This is a genomic window from Kitasatospora sp. NPDC090091 (assembly GCF_044747365.1).
In the GTDB taxonomy this organism is placed as follows: domain Bacteria; phylum Actinomycetota; class Actinomycetes; order Streptomycetales; family Streptomycetaceae; genus Kitasatospora.
The window spans coordinates 1-1115 of record NZ_JBIVDY010000068.1 but is presented as its reverse complement, the minus strand read 5'-3'; the positions used below and the strand labels follow the sequence as shown (position 1 = coordinate 1115).

The following is a 1115-nucleotide window of genomic DNA, read 5'->3' as shown; positions in this document are numbered from 1 at the left end:
GAACGCGAGGAGTTCATCCCGGTCGTCGGTGATCTTCGCGACGGCCTTCGGGAACTTGGCTGCGTAGGTCTTCGCGAACACCTCGATCGCCTTTTCGGCATGGGTGCGGGACTCCGCGTTGTAGATCTCCTGCATGGCCTTCGTCGCGCCGGGCTGTGCCGACTTCGGCAGACAGTTCGAGACATTCCGGGCCTTGTGAACCCAGCACCTCTGTGGCCGTGCGGCCGGGAACACCTCGGCGAGCGCCCGCCAAAGGCCCATGGCGCCGTCGCCGACTACCAGCTCGGGGTCGCGCATGCCACGTCGGCGGCAGTCGCGCAGCAGGTCGGCCCACGACTCGGTGGACTCCCGCAGGCCCTCGGCCAGGGCGATCAACTCCTTCGTGCCGTCCAGGCGGACGCCGAGCAGGACCAGGACGCAGGAGTGGGCCTGGCCGAGGCGGACCTTCGGGTGGACCCCGTCGGCCCAGACGTAGACGTAGTCGCGGTCGGACAGGTCCCGGTCCTGGAAGGCGGCGTGGTCGTCGGTCCACTGCCTGGTCAGCCGGGTGACGGTCGCGGCCGACAGGCCGGCGGTGCCGCCGAGGAACTGCTCCAGTGCCGGGACGAAGTCGCCGGAGGACAGGCCGTGCAGGTAGAGCAGCGGCAGGACCTCGGAGATCTTCGGGGACTTGCGGCACCACGGGGCGAGGATCTTGGAGGAGAACCGCTTGCGCTCGCCGGTCGTCTCGTCGACGCGGCGGTCGTTGACGCGTGGGGCCTTGACATCGACCGGGCCGGCGGCGGTGATCACGGTGCGGGGCCGGTGGTGGCCGTTGCGGACCACCAGGCGGTGCCCTCGCTCGTCGGTCTCGGCAGCCAACTCGGCTATGTACTGGTTGACTTCCGCCTCCAGCGCGGCGGCCAGCATGCGGCGGGCGCCCTCGCGGACGATCTCGTCGATCAGGGAGCCGGACTGGGTGGAGCCGTCGTCGGTGACTACGCTGAGCATGGGCGTGCCTTCCCGACCCGCGCTGCAACGCGGGCCTACTCGGTGACCATCACAGGATCAATCGGGGAAGGTACGCCTGCTGCGTTCCTCCCGGCGCCGATCCACAGGTCTCGAGCATTGCTCTG

The 1115-nt window shown here is 69.5% G+C and carries 1 protein-coding gene; it reads right to left on the bottom strand.

Annotated elements, in window-relative coordinates; genetic code table 11:
* Positions 1-990: IS256 family transposase (locus ACIPSC_RS39060; RefSeq protein ID WP_400835190.1), on the bottom strand; the 990-nt coding region annotated here is incomplete at its 3' end.
* Between the last annotated feature and the right edge of the window lie 125 nt (positions 991-1115).